Source organism: Microcoleus sp. F10-B2, from assembly GCF_036704965.1.
GTDB lineage: Bacteria > Cyanobacteriota > Cyanobacteriia > Cyanobacteriales > Microcoleaceae > Microcoleus.
The window spans coordinates 12,684-32,411 of sequence record NZ_JAUBTB010000083.1; the positions used below are offsets into that span (position 1 = coordinate 12,684).

Below are 19,728 nucleotides of genomic sequence, written 5' to 3' on the forward strand. Positions count from 1 at the left end.
CTTGCATCCTCAAGCCCCCGGATTTATCCGTGGTGTCAATCTCAAATCTCAAATCTCAAATCTCAAATCGAATGACCAATAATTTCTTGATGGTACAAGCCTCCGGATTTATCCGTGGAATCAATCGAAAGCATCCAAAATCCTTGCATCCTCAAGCCCCCGGATTTATCCGTGGTGTCAATCTCAAATCTCAAATCTCAAATCTCAAATCGAATGACCGGAATGTTGTGGGTTCATAATCGTTCTGCTTTACCATGCCAATCAAATATCTGACCGACCCGATTTTAAAAATGTCGGGCCAAGTGCCAATTCGCATCGTCCTTGTTGTGCCTTTTGCCCTCCAGACTTTCGCTGCGGTAGGGTTGACGGGGTGGCTGTCGCTGCGGAACGGGCGGATAGCCGTTAACGATGTTGCCGCACAACTGCGGGCAGAAGTCACATCGCGCATCCAGCAACATATTTATACTTATCTCAAAACACCCCACCAAATTAATCAGCTCAATCTCGATGCCATCCGTCTCGGCATTTTGAACGTGCAGGATACTGATAATTTGCAACGCTACTTCTCCCAACAAATCAAAACCTTTGATAAAATTAGCTACATTCAATTCGCCTCTCAAGAAAAAGATTTTATTGGAGTTGAACGCCTCGACGATGGCAAGTTGCAAGTTCAGATTTCTAATCAATCTACTGGCTATAACTTTCAAAGCTACGCGCCGTCAGAGTTCGGGGAAGCAACCAACCTATTAAAAACTACTCTCAACTACGACCCCCGCGTCCGACCTTGGTACATAGCTCCAGTGCAGGCAGGGAAACCGACTTGGAGTAAAATTTATACTTATTTTGATGCTCCCAAACTAGCGATTACGGCTGCTCAACCAGTTTATAGCGAGGATGGTAAACTGATTGGCATCCTCGGTTCTGATTTGGCACTTTCCAAGCTAAATCAATTTTTGGAAAGTCTAAAAATTGGCAAATCAGGACAGACTTTTATTGTAGAAAGGTCGGGGCAATTGGTGGCTAATTCTACTCTGGAACCGCCATTTATTGTTAGCAACGGCGTTCCGAAACGGATTGTGGCAACGAGCAGCAAGAATGTTCTGATTCGATCGACAGCCCGCTATTTGACAGAACGCTTCGGGGACTTGCGCAAAATTGACAGTTCTCGGCAGTTAGATTTTACCATCGACGGTCAACGGCAATTTCTACAGGTGACGCCGCTCTCAGACAGCAGGGGTCTCGATTGGTTGATTGTGGTGGCTGTTCCTGAAGCCGATTTTATGGAAAGGATTAACGCCAACACTCGCTACACAGTGTTGCTGTGTTTCGGTGCTTTGGTGGTGGCGACGGTCATTGGCGGTCTGACTTCTAAGTGGATTGTTGTACCGATTCAGCGTCTGAGCAAGGCTGCGGAGGCTTTGTCGCGAGGAGAATGGGACGGGATGGCCGCAGATCCCGGCTTGATGGCGTCTGTAGACCGGGAGGATGAGGTGGGTGTCCTGGCTCGCTCTTTTAATACGATGGCCGGTCAATTGGAAGAGTCGTTTACTACTCTAGAAGAGCGGGTAGAATCTGCGATCGCCGACAAAAATGAATTAATTCTTTATTTGCAAAAATCGCAGCAAAAACTGGCTCTCCATCTTCACCAAACTCCTTTGGGGGCGATTGAATGGGATCTAAATTTTCAAGTAGCGGAATGGAATTTGTCAGCAGAAAGAATTTTTGGATACAACCGCTTGGAAGCAATGGGACGCCACGGAGTCGATCTCATAGTTCCTGAAAGCGCTAAAGAGTATGTCAGGCAACTATCTATCACTTTGTTAACTAATAAAGGAGGAATTAGTAGCATTAACGAGAATATCAGAAAAGACGGCAAAATAATTCTTTGCGAGTGGTACAATACAACTTTGGTTGATGCTGACGGCAGCATTATCGGGGTGGCATCGCTGATTCAGGATGTGACTGAATTTCACAGTGCTGTCGAGAAGTTGCGGGCTAGCGAGGAGCGGTTTCGTCAGTTGGCAGAAAATATTCATGAGGTATTTTGGATTAGAGAACCCAATCAAAAGCGGCTTCTTTATGTGAGTCCTGCTTGCGAGAAAATATGGAATTTGAGCTGTCAGAGTTTGCAGTCAGAACCGGAGGCTTTTTGGGATGCTATTCACCCGGAGGATGTCGATCGCGTCAAGGCTGCTTTTGAGAAGCAGGTGCGGGGCGATTATGATGAGGAGTATCGGGTAGTGCGATCCCCTACGGGGGGTACGCCAACGGACGGTTCAGTTTGCTGGGTGCGCGATCGGGCTTTTCCAGTCCGCAGCCAAACCGGAGAAATTTACCGCATCGTCGGTATTGCCGAAGATATTACCCAACGCAAATTAGCAGAAGAATTCCAAAAAGTCGCTCAAACAGCTCAAGCTGCAAACCAAGCCAAAAGCGCCTTTTTAGCGAATATGAGCCACGAATTGCGAACTCCCCTCAACGCGATTATTGGTTACAGCGATATGCTCAAAGAAGATGCCGAGGAGTTAGGTTGCGAAGATTTTATCCCCGACTTGCACAAAATTCAAACTGCCGGCAAACACTTGCTGTCTTTAATTAGCGACATTCTAGATATTTCTAAAATTGAAGCGGGGCGAATGGAACTTTACTTAGAAACTTTCAACCCGGTGAATTTAATTGACGAGGTAGTTTCTACTGTCAAACCCTTGGTAGATAAAAATTCTAATATGTTTGAAGTAGATTGTGGTAGCGACTTGGGAATGATGTATGCTGACATTACCAAAACTCGTCAAATATTGCTCAACCTGCTGAGTAATGCAGCCAAATTTACGGAACACGGCACTATTACCCTCTGCATTAAAAGAGTTAAACATGAAAGCTTAACAACTCAAGAAATAGCAGAACCTTCCGACTTGATAATTTTTCGCGTAGCTGATACGGGCATTGGGATTTCCTCCGAACAAATGGAGCATTTATTTCAAGCTTTTATGCAGGGCGACGCCTCAACTACGCGCAAGTACGGCGGCACTGGTTTGGGATTGACTATTAGCCGTCACTTTTGCGTGATGATGGGCGGCGATATGCACGTTCAAAGCGAGTTAGGTTGCGGTTCGGTTTTTACAGTGTGCTTGCCGGCCCGCGTTGAATTATTGGTCAGCAGTTAGTCTTGCTATCCGCGACGCAATTGTTACACAAGAAACCAGGTTTGTTGACAAAAAACCTACGCTTTCAGATAAATTAGGGGCAATAAACTAAGGTGATGATACCATGCACCATAAGTCCTAATCCTAGCTAATTTCCCGTTTCCGCCGCCCCAAAAGTTGAGCTGTTAATACCCCACCAACAAAGCCAAAGAAATGCGCTTGCCAGGAAACTCCCGGCTGCGAGGGCAAAACTCCCCAAATTAAACTGCCGTAGAAGAAACCGACAATTAAAGATAACAAAATAGAGGTAAAGCTGCGTTCAAAATAGCCCCGCAGCAATAAGAAGCCGAAGTAACCAAAGATTAATCCGCTGGCACCAATGTGAACGGAATAGGGCGCGCCAGTCAGCCAAACTCCGAATCCACTGACTAGCACAGTGACGGCACTCACGATAAAAAAGTCGCTAATTTCTCGCAGCATGATCAACCAACCCAATGTCACAAAAGGGAGGGTATTGGCGGCTAAGTGAGCAAAACTGCCGTGCAGAAAAGGCATCAACAGGATGCCTTGAAGTCCGTCGAGGCTGCGGGGGCGGACTCCGTAGGCATTCAGCCTGCCTCGGAACAGGAATACATCGACAATTTCGATAATCCAGAGGAGGGAGACAAAGCCACCGAGAATGGCGGCGTGGCTTTGCAATTCGCGGGTGATAGCTTTGGTTTCTGGGTTGCTCATGGGTGGTGAGGGCGGTGATACCGATTATTTCTCATTGTAGAAGTTTCTGAGCGATCGCGAGCAAAGATAGTTGGGGCGGGGTTTCAGGGTTGTTTGCAGCAGAGCTTATTTAGAAATATGATAAGTTTTATTAAAAGTTCCGCATTTTCACGTATAGGATAATTCACCTCAATGCGTCACAATTGTAATTGAACTACAAAAGGAGAGTCAACCGAAGGTTGAAGCTAAAACGTAGAAGGCAAAATTTTTACCCTATCAATCAATTGTTGGGCTTGAAATGAGGACACTTTTTCAATCGCACACCGGAACTAAAAAAAATCAGGAACTACTTTTCTCGCCCTAAGTCATTAATTTAAGAAGTTCAATCCGGTAAAGTAAAACGAGATGCTGTAGATACTGATTGTAGATAATATAGCACAAGCTCTACAGAGAGTTCTTGGCACCTCGTTATCAAAGAGGAACAGAGCAAAATGAACGTATTTGAGCATACAGTCTCCTACCGAACTCTGCCAAATTGGGTAGGGTTTAGCAAAAAAGAAACCGCAGTTAATGTCGCTACAAATTCTCAACCTTACGGTCAAAAGCCACACTTTGACCCCTTGCATCCGCTAAAACAATGGCTTGATAACACTGCAATTAAAAGTCAAAAGTTGGCTCGGTTGCTGTGTAAATTTATTCCCAGCCAGTGTCCGTTTGAGCGAGAAGTCAAAATTTGCGATCGCACTTTATTATCCATTCCACCGCTGTGCAAGTTAAATCCGCTTTACGAGCAAATCGTTGGGCTGCGCTTTCGTGCTTTGTGTTATTTGGCTGACGAGTGTGGCGAGGATGTAACTCCTTATTGTTAATTCTGCAAAAACTTAAATTTCTACCTGTTTTTTCACCCTCCCTTATCCTTGTTGGGGAGGGTTTTTTTATTGTGAGATTATTCGGCGGTTGAAACCTCTTAACCTCAAACTCAAATGTGGCAAAGCGCCGGCCATTCGATTTTAGATTTTAGATTTTAGATTTTGGATTGACTTGCGCGAGATAAATACGGGGGCTTGAGGATTTTAGATTTTAGATTTTGGATTGATTCCACGGATAAATCACGTGGCGGGTACCACCTTTGAAATTCTTGGTCATTTGAGTTCGAGGTTAAATTACACAAACTTTCGTCTGCCTCAGCAGAAAAGCCACATATTCTGTTAGATCCCCGGCTTTTTGAAGAAGTCGGGGCTTGAAAGAGCGATCGCATTTAAATACTAAAGGGAGCGAATCACTCGTTGTTCGAGAATGCGTTTGCCTTTGTTATAAATACTAAGGCTGGCTCCTGTAACGATGTAATCGTAGGTGCCATTTTTTGCCACGTAACCAGTCCCCTCTTCAGTTCGAGCACGCAGGGCAATTGTGCTGCCGTTACTCTTTTTAACGCCGTAGTAATATAGTTGATTGGCGTGGTTGTAGCACAGATAAATCCGAAAGTTGCTGGTCTCGAAATAGTTTTCCACTTTCTGTCTTTTGCGAGCACAAAAATCCCTCACCAGTTTTTGAGGAGTGGATACATTAGCTATTTGTATGGTTTCAATCGGAGACTGAGTGCGAGACGCTGTTGGTGCAGTGCTTGTGTTCGATAGTCCTATAGCCAAGGTTGCCGCTGGATTGCTGGCAAATAGCATTAAACCGAGTAAGCTGGTTTGTGTGAGTCTTGCTGTGAAGTTCATAAGTCATTCGTTTAAAATATGTTGATGCGTCTAATCTAGGTAAGTTGGATTGATTAGGGCGATCGAACAGTACAGTTTTCACAATTGGCCTCAAGGAGGAAATCCTGGGATGCAATTTCCGTTTCCCCTGAGATCGGACACTATTCTCAATAAGCTTTTAGGGGCTGGCTAGAAGCCCGCCCCACAAGAGGATTGAATGTATAGTCGAAAGTTAGTTACTGAGAATGATATTTTTTTGTGAGTTTCCCTGCAACTGACTAGCCGACGGACAATTAAATAACTGGCACTTTCGATTGCTGATAGGACTTATGCACTAACAGGCGATCGCGAGGACAAAGCAGAGAATTATTTTAAATATTGGGCGCCAACTGCGGGCGCTGATGCTAGTTTTCATCAATTTCGATAAGTGCGATCGTGCGACACGCCCCCGTAACCCACGAGGGAAGTCTTTACGTGTCGCTTTTGGGATCTTCAGGCCCAGAGGGTACTTCTCCCCTTTGTTGGGCTTCCAATAAAGCCGTTTCTACGAGAAAGGCTATCAGGTTAGCCGTGGATCTGCCTTGCTTGTCAGCCCATCGATCCAAAGCTTCATATACGTAATCAGGAAAGGTAACGTGAACGCGCTTGCTCAATGTAAATGTTTGTTTGTTTGCCAACGCTCTTAATGGTACAAGCTTACGCTCCCGATCGTGTTGTTACCCTATTGTTAAAAATCTACTGACACATATTTGGGCTTATTATGTTACAATTCGTCTAATCCCATCAAGGCTCAGTCAAAAGCCAGTCCGATGCTTTCCGAGGGCTCAGGACTGGCTATGGCTCCAATTAACAAAGGAGATACACCTATTATGCCGTATGAGAAACGTCTCAGACCCTGGATTGTGGTTCGTTTGCTTCCGAATCTACAAAGGGTCGTTGTCGGTCGCTTTCGCAGTTGGTCTGATGCAGAGGGTCAATCGATTTTAGATTTTAGATTTTAGATTTTAGATTTTAGATTTTAGACTGACAGTGATTTTCGATCCGATCGATTAATTTTGGTTGTGAGTGGATTAAGTGCGATCGTCCGCTTGTTTCAGAAGGGCGATCGTACTTTCGGGCAATGTTAAACTGGACGCAAGATATCAATTGAGTTGGGGAAAAAACCGTGACAGCTATTCTACAAATAACAAAACAGCCAACAGCAAAGCGCTACTTCACTCCAGAAGAATATCTAGCCCTGGAAGAAGCAGCAGAGTACAAAAGTGAATATCGCGACCGAGTAATTATTCCCATGACAGGTGGAACTACAAATCACAATCGCATTGCCCTGAATATGAGCATTGCATTACGTCTTGCTCTTAAGGGACTTGACTATGATGTTTTCATGGGCAACGTGCGTTTGTGGATGACGAAAAATCGAATTTATACTTATCCCGATGTGATGGTAATTCCGGGTAAACCTGAGTGTTTCAATAATCGCCAAGATACGGTGATGAATCCTCAAGTGATTGTGGAAGTTTTATCGAAATCTACGAAAGCTTACGACCGCAGTGATAAGTTTAAGTTTTATCAAACGCTGCCGACATTTCAAGAGTATATTCTGATTGACCAATCTCAGGTTTATGTAGAACAGTATTGTAAGTTGGCAAATAAGCGGTGGTCGTATAGTCAGTACGATGAGGAGGATGCGGCGCTAGTTTTTAATTTCTTTCAAGTTGAAGTGCCGCTGGCAGATGTCTATGAAAAGGTGGATTTTGAGGCGGAGAATGAGATTGAAGAAAGCGGGGAGGAATAAGGGCGATCGCACTTGGTTTCAGAATGGCGATCGTCCTTTCCTTATTCCTCCTATTTTAATGCAAACTCTTCTCTTGAATGTCAGTTGAGCTGTATTGAGAATCTCCCCAAATTTCAGGTAGCGGTGTCACCCAAGAAATAGGTACAGCAATCACGTCTCAAGTTTCACCATCTTTAAAGACTTCTAAAGTATATCCAGATTCGGGCTACTTTCTGGTTGGATGGAGATGGTCTAATACCACTCCCGTGTCCCCTTTTTTTACTGGAGTATTAGGAACATCTTGCTTGAGTTTTACCCACTGAAATAATGTTGCTGTTATCATTGTTTAGCCCTCCTAGGACTTATCAGGATAAAGTAATTGCTCTCTAATAAACTTCATCATGCGTTCCAATATCAATCAATACAATCAACTCTTCTGCTGTTTCACTATCCCGATCGAGACTATAAATAATCCGACAATCGTACTCAACCCAACACGCCCATAATCCTTCTAATTGACCGCGCAATTTATGAGATTTTAAAGATGGTTCAAATTGGTCATTTGCTAAATTTTCCAAAATAGCCAACATTTTAGCTTCTAAGTGTGGATTTTTGCGAATAATCCGCTTAAAAGCTCGCTTAAAGCTGTTATCCCATACTAAATTTCTCATTCATCATCATCCAGTAAATCAGCTTTCAATTGTTCTAGATTACCGCGCTTGACATTCCCTGCTTTGAACGCTGCTAGGGTTTTTCTAGCATTTATAGCAATTTCTTCGCGACGATTTTCAATCCGCCGTTTTTGGATTAATTCAACTAATAAGTCTTGTTCTTCTGTTGAGAGAAATTCAACATATTCAATGACTTTTTGTAAAGAGATATAATCGCTCATAAACGTTAACCTTTATTTATTTGATGTCGTATTTTTGGCGATACCTCTCGATCGCCGCTTTCAGCTTAGAGTTAAGTTCTGGTGGGTTTTCAATCGCTGAGGTAACAATTTCCCAATTTGGTTCGGAAAGAACGATCGTTTCTGGTTTAAGTGGCAGTTCTTCGGCTAGATTGAGAGCAACTTCGAGCAGATATTCGCTCACACTAAGACCCCAGAGGGTAGCTGCTTTTTCTAACAGTTCTTTTTGTTCCCGATTGATAGTTATCTCAAGGGTGCTTGTTTGGGGAGTTTGTGTAGGGGTTGACATATTTTTTCAACGAGAGCAAGGTTGGCTCATTTGATATTATAGCAATTTTTTAGATGGGCGATCGCACGCTTGTTTGAGAAGGGCGATCGCTCCGACAAGAGTGTTAAACTGAATCTAGCGATCGTGTTAAGCAAGGAAAAAATAGCCGTGATACCTCTGCAAGAACAAATTGTTGACAAACTGAAAAATTTCTCTGAAGTCGAACTGCAAGAAATCCTCAACTTTGCTGATTTCCTGTTATGGCAGCGGAGAAAGCAGGAAGTAGCTTCGCCGCCCGATGAAACTGGCAACAGCAAACCAGCAAATATGGATGAAGAGTGCGAGGTTCATTATGTGGGTGGAGTTTTAGTCGTCAAAGCATCATCAATAAAAAATCAAGAATTGATTAATTGGGATACAATTATTCCCGATATGCGCGAAGAAAGAATCGGGAAGTTTATCTAAAACGAACGTTTTATTTGATACATCCGTTGACTTGTAGGGGCGGGTTCACCAACCATCTCTGACAAAAACTAACAATCTCAAAAACCCGCCCCATCCCCATGATAAATACCAAAAAACAATTAGGGGCGGGTTCACCAACCATCTCTGACAAAAACTAACAATCTCAAAAACCCGCCCTATCCCCATAATAAATACCAAAAAATAATGGGTGCGTTGCAAGCGACTATCTCCGAAATAAATCGCAAATCTCACATATCCGCAGCCTACCGGATGAGATTTATCGTTTGGTGGGGGCGGGTTTTCAATATTGTTTATTTGTGGCGCAGATGGTTGGTGAACCCGCCCCTACAATATCTAAAAATATTACAGATATTGTAGGGTGCGTCGCGATCGACAATCTCGAAACTAAATCGCAAATCTCGCAGCGACGCACCCTACCAGATTACTGCTGAGGATTACCAAGCAACCGTAAGCAAAATGGTAAGTTTAAACCTGCCAGGGGGAGGGATTTACGATGGGTTAATTGCTCAAGCTGCACTGAAAGCAGGTATGGATGTGTTGTTGACTCTTAACCCTAATGATTTTACTCGACTGGGAGATGATGTCAGGCGGTTAGTGCAAGTGCCGGGTTAAGCCGATCGCACGCTTGTTGGAAAAGGGATCTCGCTCTCATTTTCACTTCATACTAATACTTCTGATTCGCGGGTACGGATAATTTCTTCTTTTTAGTCTTGCTATTCTGTACTACTCTTAAAATCAGCATGATAAGTAACTTGCTGTATGAGTGTTTGTTTTTTAGAAAAATTTATTTTTTCGGTTGGATTAAATATTGTATTCATCAAAGGTTTCTCACTTAAATTACTAACTACAACTAAAACATATTCATCTCGGTATTCCAGAGCTTTTAAATACTCATTCTCAGTTAATCTAATATTTCCTGATTTATCTTTAACACCCTTGACTTCTACCAAAAAAAATTGGGATGTTTCAGAAATCTCAATTTGAAAGTCATAGCCATCCCCGAACATCCTAGCATCTTGCCAAATTCCTCTTTGAAAAGCAGGAATATTTTGATAATTCTTGATAAACAAATCTTCGGCTGTTTTGCCTGTTAGTTGCAATTGCTTAAATTTACTTTTAATAATTGGACTAACAGGTTGACTATATTCATACTTAGCTTGAAAGTTATCCTGTAAGTATACCTTGACTATTGTTGCGTATGAACTTACATCTTCTTGTCCAAAAAGTGTATCAATAGAATTTTTTACAGGAGCCAGATAGTAATTTTTACCTTGCCACCAACCTTTTCTAGCATTATCAAAGAATGGATCGAATGAATCTTGGCGATTTTTAATCGTACCAACAGTTTCAGCAACTCCTATATCCACCATTTTTTTGTAAAATTCTTGTTTTGTCTTCGCTCCGAAGGCTATGACAAACTCTTTATCAAATTTTGCTAGTCCGTATCCGATCAAATTAAGTACATCATAATTTGGATGTTTAGTTTTTAACATAAAATATATTTCCTATTTGATTAATATCATAAAAAATGTATGACTAAACTATCAGTAAGGTGGGCATTTGCCCACCCTACAACTAACTACGCGCCGACAGATTCCTTCGCTGCGTAAAGCACCTCAACGGTGATCTTATCAATTCCCCGATCGCGCGCAAACTTCTCAGTATTCCGCTTCACCTTACCCCGCACAAAACCAGGGATTTTATTCAACTCAGCTTGTCCATCCTTCGTCCAACCCATATCAGAATCAGCCGAGATACCCTTCGTAATCACTTCCTTGGTATCGTGGCCGCCGAAGATTTCCAGCAAGTGGTCTTCCATTCCCAAAGTAAAGGAATTGTAGACCAAATCTACGCACTGATTTGTACCTTCATAACCCAAAAATGGCTTGTAGCCGATCGGGAAATTTTGGACGTGAATCGGTGCAGCAATTACGCCGCAAGGAATATCCAACCGCTTACCAACGTGGCGTTCCATTTGGGTGCCGAAAATTGCCGAAGGTTCCGCTTTGGCGATCGCATCTCCGATCGCCCCGTGATCGTCCGTCACCAGCACTTCATCGCAATACTCGCTTACCTGTTCCCGGAACCAGTCAGCGTCGTGTTTGCAGTAGGTTCCTGCCCACACAACGTGGATTCCCATCTCGCGAGCCAAAATCTTCGTCATCGCGGCAGCGTGCGTATTATCGCCAAATACGACGGCTTTTTTGCCTGTTAAGTTTTGGCAGTCGATCGATCGCGAAAACCAAGCAGCCTGGGACACAAACCGCGTTTGTTGGTCGATGAAATCTTCGTAATCAACATCCGCACCTTGAGCATTCAAAACTTGCTGAATCTTGCGAATACAGCGCGCAGTTTCTACCACACCCATCGGCGTAATATCCACCATCGGCGTGCCGAATTCTTTTTGCAGATACTCGCCGGCCATCATCCCCAATTCCCGATAAGGAACCAAGTTAAACCAAGCCCGAGGCAGTCTTTTTAAGTTATGAACCGAAGCACCTTCGGGAATAACTTCGTTGACTTCAATGCCCAAATCTGCCATCAAACGCTTCAACTCGGTGCAGTCGTGCTGGTTGTGGAAACCCAGCGTAGACATACCGATAATGTTGACCGATGGTTTTTCGCTTTTACCTTCCAAATCGCCTTTTTTGCGGGCTTTGTTAATGTAAAATTGGACGATTTGATCTAAAGTGCGATCGGCAGCTTGGAGTTCGTTGACGCGGTAATGGTTGACATCCGCCAGCATGACATCGCCTTTGGCATCCAATTGAGCTCGGTTAACAAAGTTTTCCAAGTCTTCTTGCAGAATGCTGGAGGTGCAAGTCGGGGTGAGCACGATCAAATCTGGGTGTTCTTCTCTGTCTTTGCGGGTGATGTTGTCCACCACCCGTTCCTGGGAACCGCGGGCGAGTACGTGTCTGTCAACGACGCTGGTAGTTACCGGCGTAAAGTCCCGTTCCCTTTCCAGCATGGAACGCATGACGTTGAAGTAGTCGTCTCCAATCGGTGCGTGCATGATTGCATGGACGTTTTTGAAGGAAGTGGCAACGCGCAAAGTGCCGATGTGGGCTGGCCCTGCGTACATCCAATAAGCCAATTTCATAGGTATTTTTCCTGGTGCTGCTTGAGAATTGCCCGATCGGGCGATTACTGCTAAATTTTAAGGTTGTTTCTGATTTTCTCACCGGATGAATCCTTTAGAAATACTAACTTTCTGAGGACCGAGAGATTTGGGAAATGCTCAAACGCTTTTGCTGCTTGGGATTTGACTCGCAATTCAAACAACTTTACCTCGGTTTTAAGGCAATAATTCTTAATCTTTCCTCAAATTTTCTTAAGAGTTAAGCAAATTTGATTAATGTAGGGTTCGCTGCCGCGCACCAGACAAGGTGCAATAATTCTGCATTTTTTGTCAAATTTACTTGGCTTTAACGGTCAGTTAAAATTGTTAATCGATGAGCAAAATAGATATAATTGAAGGAAATTCCGGCTCCAGAAGCAACACTTACTTCCCTCAGCGCCTCGGCCGCAAATTGCAGTCAAGACTTGCACCGCCCGGTTTTTTTAGCACCCACAATTCGCGCCTTGTTACCGAAAAAATAAGTCTTTCAGCACTTGCGTATTTTCACGAGATGTGGTGGCGATCGACTAAAATCAAGCAATTGCTTGGAAGCTGAGATGATTTAGTTGTCAGCGTGGCGATCGAGTATTAGAGTAAATCATTGCACAACTACTGTATTTGCGATCTTGTTAACCTAACTGCTGAGGTAACGAAAGCCCCAGCGCGGTTTTGTCAGCAGCTCTTTGCTGTCAAGGGTTGCCTTCCCACACATCCCAAAAGATAGCTCTTGAGCGATAATGAAGAATAACATAGGATTTACGAAAAGAAACCCGGTTTATACGAAAAAATCTTGGGTTTGTCAACGACTAGCAACGAAGAAACCCGGTTTCTAGCCCGCCGCGCGTAAGTCCTGTAACATTGACCAAGCACACCTAATTTGAGAGAACCCAACTATGATGGCAATTCCCGGCGTTGCAGTTCTCGCTCTCATTTATGAAAGCAGCACTTCCCTGGTTTACCGCGGCCACAACGAGCAGGACAATCAACCTGTTATTATCAAACTTATCAAAGAAGACTATCCGACTCCTGAAGAACTGAATAGATACAAGCGCGAATATGACATTACTGACAACTTAAAGCTGCTGGACGGAGTTGTCAAAGTGTACAAGTTGCAGCAGGTTAGAAATAGTCTGGCAATGATTTTAGAAGATTTTGGTGGCGAATCTTTAAAAATTTTTATGACCACCCAAAAATTTACCATCTTAGGATTTTTGACTACGGCAATCAAAGTTGCTGAAACTTTAGGAGAAATTCACGCAAAAAATGTAATCCATAAAGATATTAACCCCTCTAATATAGTTTTTAATCCTGCTACAGGACAAGTTAAACTTATAGATTTTAGCATTTCAACTGCATCTAATTTGGAAAACTTTACGAATAAAAATACCAATTTTTTAGAAGGCACTTTAGCCTATATGTCGCCAGAACAAACTGGCAGAATGAACCGGATAATTGATTACCGCACAGATTTTTATTCCCTCGGCGTCACCTTCTATGAAATCCTCGCAGGACAGCTCCCTTTTACCACTACAGATCCAATGGAGTTAGTTCATTGTCACATCGCAAAACAGCCAGTACCTCTCGCTGAAATTGCACCTGAAATTCCTCAAGCTATTTCAGATATTGTGATGAAATTGTTAGCAAAAACTGCTGAGGATCGCTATCAAAGTGCTTGGGGACTGAAAGCTGATTTGGAATCCTGTCTGTTTCAGTTGCAAACTTCTGAATTTATTTCCGAGTTTGCTCTCGGCAGCCAAGATATTTCCGACAAATTTCAAATTCCTCAAAAACTTTACGGCAGACAGCGAGAAGTTGAAACTCTTTTAGCTGCATTTGAACGGGTAGCAGCAACAAATAATCGAGGCTATCGCATCGAAGATTCCCAAATTTCCGTTATCAAGAAAGAGATCAAATCGAAAAAAGAAACTTCCCTGTCTGTGGTGGCGAGAGGACAGCATAAATCCCGCAGCGAGATGATGCTGATTGCCGGTTATTCCGGTATTGGCAAATCTGCCATGGTGAAAATTTTAGACAAACCTATTACTCGCAGGCGCGGCTATTTTATTTGGGGAAAGTTTGACCAGTACAAGCGGACTATTCCTTACTCGGCTGTTGTCAGCGCTTTTTCGGAATTGGTGCGGCAACTGTTAACTGAAAGCGAAACTCAATTAGCCGGTTGGCGCGAAAAACTCCGCAGTTCCTTCGGTCAAAACGGACAAATTATTATTGATGTAATTCCGGAAGTTGAACTAATTGTCGGACCTCAGTCTCCTGTAGCTGAATTGGGCCCGACGGAATCTCTGAACCGCTTTAATTTAGTATTTCAAAATTTCATTCGCGTATTTTGCCAGCCTGAACATCCGCTGGTAATTTTTCTAGACGATTTGCAGTGGGCTGATTCTGCTACTCTCAAACTGATCGAATTGATGATGACAGATGAAGCTACCCAATATCTGTTTTTAATTGGCGCTTATCGGGATAATGAAGTCAGTCCAACTCATCCTTTAATGATGACTGTGGAGACGCTGCGAAATCAGGAAGCCATCGTTAATCAGATTGCTTTGTCGCCGCTGGGAGTGGAAAACATCACTCATTTGATTGCCGAGACTTTGCACAGCGATCGAGAATCTGTCAAACCCTTAGCTGAACTGGTAGTCAGCAAAACCGACGGCAATCCTTTTTTTGTCAATCAATTCCTGCAAACATTGTATCAGGAAAACTTGCTAGTTTTTCACCCGCCGCAGTCGGGGAGTAAGGGCGGCTGGCATTGGGATATGACTCAAATTGAGCAGTGCGCTATCACTGACAATGTAGTAGATTTGATGGTACAAAAATTGAGGAAGCTGCCAAGTTCAACGCAGCAAGTTTTGCGTTTAGTGGCTTGTTTGGGCAACGAATTTGACTTGAATACTCTTTCTTTAATTCATGAAAAAGAAGCCTCGGAAACTTTTTCTCACCTGTTGCCAGCGATTAAGTCGGGACTGATTCTGCCTACTTCGGAATTGGAAAGCAAGTCATTAGATTACGTGCTGTTTCCGCTGTTAATTCTGAATTATAAATTTTTGCACGATCGCGTACAGCAAGCAGCTTACGCTCTGATCGACGACTCGCAAAAAAAGGCAGTTCACCTGAAAATAGGCAGGCAAATTCTCGAAAACACTCCGGCTGAATATCGCGCTGACAGAATTTTTGAATTAGTCGATCACTTGAATGTGGCTCGATCGCTAATTAGAGACGATCGAGAATTAATTGAACTGGCAACGCTGAATTTAGACGCGGCCCGTAGAGCCAAAGATGCCACTGCTTATGTTGCTGCCTTGCAGTATTTGACCGCAGGCATGGACGGTTTGACCGCCGATATTTGGGATTCCCACTACGATTTAGCCTTTGCCTTGCACATGGAGCGGGCAAATGTTGAGTATTTAAACGGCTATTTCGAGCATTCAGAAGAATTTATCAACATAACTTTGGAAAAAGCGCGATCGGCCTTAGAAAAGGTAGAAATTTACAACCTGCTGATCGTGCAGTACACCCTGCGGGCGAAGTACGAAGAAGCCGTTAAAGCCGGAATCACAGCTTTGGACTTGCTAGGCATTGACTTACCGCTAGACGGGCTACAAAAAGTCATATCCGAAGAATTTTCAGCAGCTACAAATATTTTAGCAGGTAGAGAAATAGCTTCCCTAATTGACGCCCCCGAAATGACTGTACCAGACAAAAAAGTTGCAGTCAAATTAATTACAAACTTGCTCACATCGGCGTACCTCAAAAATCCCGACTTGTGGAAAGTCAGCGTTTTAAAAGGAGTAAATCTTTCTCTACAATACGGTTTAGTACCCGAAGCCTCTCTTTGCTATGCTGGCTACGGTATGTTCTTAAACGCAGTTTCGGGAGATTACAAAGCTGCGTATCAATTCGGCTTGCTCTCGCTGAATCTCAGCGAAAAATCTGGCAATATCGGCTTGAAGTGCAGAGCTTGTTCATCCCTGGTCAGTATTTTTTATTACTGGTTCAACCACATCAAAGATTCGCACGCGATCAGCAATGAAGGATATCAAGCAGCTTTAGAATCAGGAGATTTAGAGTATGCGGGTTATATCCTGTCCAACCGCATAGCTAACTCATTTTTTCAAGGTAAAGAAATTTCGCAAATTCTGGCCGACACGAGCAGGTATTTGCAGTTCAGCCAAAAAACCAAAAATCAGCTCGTAACCGATATATTATTAGGGGTAGAGTTAATCCTGCGTAACCTGAGCAAACTAACTCCTGAAAAGTTTGTATTTGAAAGCGAAGATATCAGCGAAGCTGAATACGTACACAACTGTCAAGCTCATCAAAATTTGTACTCGCTCTGCCTTTATCAGATTCGCAAATGCCAGGTAATGTACTGGTACGGGAACTTCAACGAAGCGCTACAACTAGCTTTTGAAGTAGAAAAACAGTTATCTTTTATTACCGGAGCGATACCCGCTACCGAATGGAATTTTTTCTTTTCTCTAACTTTAGTCGCTGTTTTCCCAAATGTTTCAGAAGACAAGCAAAAGGAATATTTGGAAAAGTTAGAGGAAAACCAAAAACAGATGAAAATTTGGTCAGACAACTGTGCCGAGAATTTTCTGCACAAGTACCTTTTAGTACAAGCAGAAATAGCCAGAATTTCCAAGAAAGATTCAGAAGCTGTAGAACTGTACGATTTTTCTATAAATTTAGCCCAAGACAATGAGTTTGTCCAAAATGAAGCGCTCGCCAATGAACTAGCAGCTAAATTTTGGTTGAGTAAAGGCAAATATCAATATGCCAAAATCCACTTGCGCGAAGCTCACTCGTGCTACTTGCGCTGGGGCGCAGTCCGCAAAGTTGAAGATTTAGAAGAGAAGTATCCGCAGTTGCGGGAAATGACCCCGCTCAACGGAAGTTTTAACAACAATCAAGCTACAACAACTATTCATACTTCTACTGGCAGCGATGCGAGAGTGCTGGATTTAGCAACTGTAATGAAAGCATCTCTGGCCATTTCCAGCGAAATTGTACTCGACAAGTTGCTGGCTTCTTTGATGAGGATATCGCTGGAAAACGCGGGCGCACAATCCGGTTTTTTAATCTTGCTTAGAGATGGAAAACTGTTAATTTCTGCTAAAGCATCAGTAGTTGCTGAAGATGTAGCGGTGCTGCAATTTACGCCTGTTGAAGAATGTCAGGATTTACCTGTGACGGTGATTAATTATGTGGAAAGGACTCGCTCGGACTTGGTGTTGAGCAATGCGGCTGCTGAGGGACGATTTACTGCCGATCCTTACGTAGCAAAACACCAGCTCAAATCTCTTTTGTGTACGCCGATCGTCAATCAACGCAAACTAATCGGTATTCTTTATTTAGAAAATAACTTAACAGTCGGGGCGTTTAATTCCCACAGATTGGAAGTTTTAAGGCTGCTTTCTTCCCAAGTTGCTATTTCTTTGGACAATGCTCTGCTTTACAATTCAGTGGAGCAGAAAGTCCAAGAGCGAACCCAGGAGTTAAATGAAAAAAACGAGCGTTTAGAACAAACTTTGCGCGAGCTTAAACTAACTCAAGCTCAATTAATTCAAACGGAAAAGATGTCGAGTTTGGGGCAAATGGTGGCTGGTGTAGCTCACGAAATTAATAATCCTGTAAGTTTCATTTACGGCAATCTCAATCCGGCTAGCGAATACGTTAAAGACTTGCTAAAATTGATCGCTCTTTACCAGCAGCACTATCCCGAACCTGCTGACGAAATCCTAGAGGAAATAGAAACAATAGAACTGGAATTTTTGAGCGAAGATTTGCAAAAGCTGCTGGATTCCATGAAAGTAGGAGCGGAAAGAATCCGGGATATTGTACTCAGCTTGCGGAATTTCTCGCGCCTCGACGAAGCGCAAATGAAGTCGGTAGATATCCATCAAGGCATCGACAGTACGGTGATGCTGCTGCAACCGCGCCTGAGAAAAGAGGGCGGGCGTTTGGGAATTGAGGTGATTAAAAATTACAGCACGCTACCCCTAATTACTTGTTATGCGTCTCAGTTGAATCAGGTATTTATGAATATTTTGACAAATGCGATCGATGCTCTCCTCTTAGCCAGAGATTGCCCGGAAAGCTCTCAGAAACAGCCTGCTATTACAATTTCTACAGAGGTGACAGACAGGAATTCTGCTATAATTAGAATTGCTGACAACGGCCCGGGGATGAGCGCTGAGGTGCTGCACAAGATATTCGATCCGTTTTTTACAACTAAGCCTGTGGGTTCGGGAACAGGTTTGGGATTGTCTATTTCTCACTCGATTGTTGTTAGTTCTCACGGCGGGAAGTTGACTTGCGTGTCTGCACCGGGAGAGGGTTCGGAGTTTATTATTGAAATTCCGATCGCCCCCAGGCAAGTTTTGTAAGGAAATAAAGAAAAAGGGCGAATGTCGGCTCTTCTGGGTTTGAGGGGATTAATGTATAATGAGATACAATGAATACGTGGTGATAGGCATGGACTTGCATCTTGATAGGTTGCTAAATTTACCAAATACAACCATCGAAAGTTTTACGGAAAAAGAAAATAAAATTATTCTAAAGCTGAGATTCTTACATGATGAAGCTCCTTGCCCCCATTGTAATACGCAGAGTAGAAAATTAAAACAAAATCGACCGATACTGATTCGAGATTTATCAGTATTTGGCAAAGTAATTTATTTAAATACGCCACGCCGCCAATTTTATTGTCATCAGTGTCAAAAACATTTTACGGAATAATTACCCTTTGTAGATTGGGAAAGACGATACACACAAAGATATGAAGAGTATGTTTATCAACGAGTGCAAAATGCGAGTGTAGAGCAGGTAAGTCGAGATGAATTTTTGAGTTGGGAGCAAGTACAGGGAATATTTAACCACCAATTTTCTCTAAAAAAAAAGGAGAATTGGGAAGAAGTAAAACGGGTGAGTATTGATGAAGTGAGTAAACGCAAAGGACATCAAAATTTGGTCACGGTCGTATCAAATATTGACTTAGGAGAATTGCTAGAAGTGATTGATAGTCATAAACAAGATGAGTAACTGCTCACCGCAACAGCGTTGCGGTATCGCCAATGATGTCAGCGAGCGCTATGCACTTTAGTTAGTAGGTGGTATTCCAGAAAAACTGGCCACAATCAAAAAGGAAGTTTGTGGAAAACTGGTTGATTCAATTTCTTTCAACGGAAAGTTCAGTTGAATTGTAAACCTGGAGGACTACGACCAGAAGACAGAAAGTAACTCATATAGTTGTGCGATCGCTTCGCCACCTTGCAGGCGCACTGTTTCTAAAAAGCTAAACATTTGAGCCACTAATTGAGCGCCCCAATCACTACGCGCTCCTCCAGTTACTTTCCGATGCACGACCACGGGGCGTAAAGCTCGTTCAGCATCATTGTTGTCAGGTTTAACTTCTGGATAATCTAAAAAAGTAAACCACTCTGTCCAATGACGTTGAATCCGGTTGGCTAATCGTTGGGCATCGGCAGGCCAACCTTTGACAGGCGCATTAGCGCTCTTCCATCACTTTAGCGATAGTATAATATTCCTGAAGTCCTCAAATAGTTAAAATGTATGGTACTACCCCGCC

16 protein-coding genes and 2 pseudogenes are annotated in these 19,728 nt (G+C 43.1%); 9 read left to right on the forward strand and 9 right to left on the reverse strand.

What is annotated here, in order from left to right; translation table 11 throughout:
• Together QUA99_RS25405 and QUA99_RS25410 are read left to right on the forward strand one after the other, a co-directional pair.
• On the forward strand, positions 1-239 hold a 239-nt coding region (locus tag QUA99_RS25405; protein ID WP_333241838.1), incomplete at its 5' end, for a hypothetical protein.
• Positions 240-254: 15 nt separating this feature from the next.
• Positions 255-3,164 (forward strand): PAS domain S-box protein, encoded by a 2,910-nt coding sequence (locus tag QUA99_RS25410; RefSeq protein WP_333241840.1) that lies wholly within the window; start codon positions 255-257, stop codon positions 3,162-3,164.
• A 123-nt stretch (positions 3,165-3,287) separates the two neighbouring features.
• Here the strand turns inward: QUA99_RS25410 and QUA99_RS25415 are convergent, their stop codons facing one another.
• Complete coding sequence (locus QUA99_RS25415; RefSeq protein WP_333241842.1) at positions 3,288-3,878, reverse strand: rhomboid family intramembrane serine protease; 591 nt, start codon at positions 3,876-3,878, stop codon at positions 3,288-3,290.
• 470 nt (positions 3,879-4,348) lie between these two features.
• Here QUA99_RS25415 and QUA99_RS25420 point away from each other — a divergent pair, with 470 nt between their 5' ends.
• On the forward strand, positions 4,349-4,726 hold the full coding sequence (locus QUA99_RS25420) for a Mo-dependent nitrogenase C-terminal domain-containing protein (RefSeq protein ID WP_333241844.1): 378 nt from the start codon (positions 4,349-4,351) through the stop codon (positions 4,724-4,726).
• A gap of 396 nt (positions 4,727-5,122) precedes the next feature.
• Here QUA99_RS25420 and QUA99_RS25425 read toward each other — a convergent pair whose 3' ends face one another.
• Positions 5,123-5,581, reverse strand: coding sequence for a hypothetical protein (locus QUA99_RS25425; RefSeq protein ID WP_333241846.1), 459 nt, complete (start codon positions 5,579-5,581; stop codon positions 5,123-5,125).
• A 449-nt stretch (positions 5,582-6,030) separates the two neighbouring features.
• Complete coding sequence (locus QUA99_RS25430) at positions 6,031-6,237, reverse strand: ribbon-helix-helix domain-containing protein (protein ID WP_333108327.1); 207 nt, start codon at positions 6,235-6,237, stop codon at positions 6,031-6,033.
• Positions 6,238-6,725: 488 nt separating this feature from the next.
• On the opposite strand from QUA99_RS25430, the gene QUA99_RS25435 reads away from it, so the two are divergent.
• Positions 6,726-7,355 (forward strand): Uma2 family endonuclease, encoded by a 630-nt coding sequence (locus QUA99_RS25435; RefSeq protein ID WP_333241848.1) that lies wholly within the window; start codon positions 6,726-6,728, stop codon positions 7,353-7,355.
• Between the two features lie 365 nt (positions 7,356-7,720).
• Here the strand turns inward: QUA99_RS25435 and QUA99_RS25440 are convergent, their stop codons facing one another.
• From QUA99_RS25440 to QUA99_RS25450, 3 genes are read right to left on the reverse strand one after another with little or no spacing between them, the layout of a single operon-like run.
• Entirely contained in the window at positions 7,721-8,005 is a 285-nt protein-coding gene (locus QUA99_RS25440; protein ID WP_333241850.1) for a type II toxin-antitoxin system mRNA interferase toxin, RelE/StbE family, read from the reverse strand.
• The gene (locus tag QUA99_RS25445) at positions 8,002-8,226 is read right to left on the reverse strand and encodes a hypothetical protein (protein ID WP_333241852.1); all 225 of its coding nucleotides are present in this window, start codon (positions 8,224-8,226) and stop codon (positions 8,002-8,004) included. Before QUA99_RS25445 ends, QUA99_RS25440 begins: the two co-directional genes overlap by 4 nt.
• 16 nt (positions 8,227-8,242) lie before the next feature.
• Positions 8,243-8,533 carry a DUF1778 domain-containing protein gene (locus tag QUA99_RS25450; protein ID WP_333241853.1) on the reverse strand — a complete coding sequence of 97 codons (291 nt, stop codon included), beginning with the start codon at positions 8,531-8,533 and terminating at the stop codon, positions 8,243-8,245.
• Positions 8,534-8,602: 69 nt separating this feature from the next.
• Here QUA99_RS25450 and QUA99_RS25455 point away from each other — a divergent pair, with 69 nt between their 5' ends.
• A complete protein-coding gene (locus tag QUA99_RS25455; protein ID WP_333241855.1) occupies positions 8,603-8,977 on the forward strand; it encodes a hypothetical protein in 375 nt (124 codons plus the stop codon).
• 477 nt (positions 8,978-9,454) lie between these two features.
• The gene (locus QUA99_RS25460; RefSeq protein WP_333241857.1) at positions 9,455-9,610 is read left to right on the forward strand and encodes a hypothetical protein; all 156 of its coding nucleotides are present in this window, start codon (positions 9,455-9,457) and stop codon (positions 9,608-9,610) included.
• Positions 9,611-9,711: 101 nt separating this feature from the next.
• Here the strand turns inward: QUA99_RS25460 and QUA99_RS25465 are convergent, their stop codons facing one another.
• Positions 9,712-10,491 (reverse strand): DUF3883 domain-containing protein, encoded by a 780-nt coding sequence (locus tag QUA99_RS25465; RefSeq protein ID WP_333241860.1) that lies wholly within the window; start codon positions 10,489-10,491, stop codon positions 9,712-9,714.
• Positions 10,492-10,577: 86 nt separating this feature from the next.
• On the reverse strand, positions 10,578-12,101 hold the full coding sequence (gene bchB / locus QUA99_RS25470) for a ferredoxin:protochlorophyllide reductase (ATP-dependent) subunit B (protein WP_333241862.1): 1,524 nt from the start codon (positions 12,099-12,101) through the stop codon (positions 10,578-10,580).
• Between the two features lie 911 nt (positions 12,102-13,012).
• Between bchB and QUA99_RS25475 the strand changes: the two genes are divergently transcribed.
• The 3 genes and pseudogenes from QUA99_RS25475 to QUA99_RS25480 all read left to right on the forward strand — a co-directional run.
• The gene (locus QUA99_RS25475) at positions 13,013-18,526 is read left to right on the forward strand and encodes an AAA family ATPase (RefSeq protein WP_333241864.1); all 5,514 of its coding nucleotides are present in this window, start codon (positions 13,013-13,015) and stop codon (positions 18,524-18,526) included.
• 88 nt (positions 18,527-18,614) lie between these two features.
• A complete protein-coding gene (locus tag QUA99_RS33250) occupies positions 18,615-18,878 on the forward strand; it encodes a transposase family protein (protein WP_445251038.1) in 264 nt (87 codons plus the stop codon).
• A 12-nt stretch (positions 18,879-18,890) separates the two neighbouring features.
• Positions 18,891-19,181, forward strand: a pseudogene (locus QUA99_RS25480) (helix-turn-helix domain-containing protein); the annotation flags it as partial.
• Between the two features lie 149 nt (positions 19,182-19,330).
• Here the strand turns inward: QUA99_RS25480 and QUA99_RS25485 are convergent.
• Positions 19,331-19,643 (reverse strand): annotated as a pseudogene (locus tag QUA99_RS25485) (IS66 family transposase); the annotation flags it as partial.
• Between the last annotated feature and the right edge of the window lie 85 nt (positions 19,644-19,728).